Genomic DNA, 479 nt, shown 5'->3' with positions numbered 1-479 from the left:
TTTGGCGCCGCTGCGGGGCAGGGGCTGCTTGCCCGGCTGTTCTTCGGCGGGCTGTCCGGCGCTGTCGAGGGCGGGCTGGACACGGCTTCGAGGCAGCTTGCGGAGACCGGTGAACTCGACGCGGGCGGCATCGCCACGAATGCGGCGATCAGCGGCGGTGGTGGCGTCCTTGGGGGCATTATGGCCGGGCCTGCCAGCCGGGGCGGTGCTCGGTATCGCGGATTGCGCAGCGAGGCCACGCCCGGCGCCCTGGACCTGAAGCGGCAAGCACAGACCCTCTACAAGCAGGCGGATGACGCCGGTCTGGTCCTGTCCCGTGATGCGGTGCGACAGATGCACAACGCGGTTACGGAAGCAGCGACGAACGCGAAGTACGATCCCGACTTCATGCCGGGCCTGAAGACCGCGATGCGCCGTATCAAGCAGGCCGGGGAGGGCGGTCGGGCCCTGACCTTGGCCGATGTCGACGCGCTGCGTCA

The 479-nt window shown here is 69.5% G+C and carries 1 protein-coding gene; it reads left to right on the top strand.

What is annotated here, in order from left to right; translation table 11 throughout:
* Nucleotides 1–479, top strand: a 479-nt coding sequence (locus tag MUB46_RS24490; protein WP_261618535.1) for a hypothetical protein, incomplete at both ends; no start/stop codon positions are given.

Origin of the sequence: Microbaculum marinisediminis (assembly GCF_025397915.1) — a bacterium.
Taxonomy (GTDB): Bacteria; Pseudomonadota; Alphaproteobacteria; order Rhizobiales; family Tepidamorphaceae; genus Microbaculum; species Microbaculum marinisediminis.
This window is presented reverse-complemented; position numbering and strand designations above follow the sequence as displayed.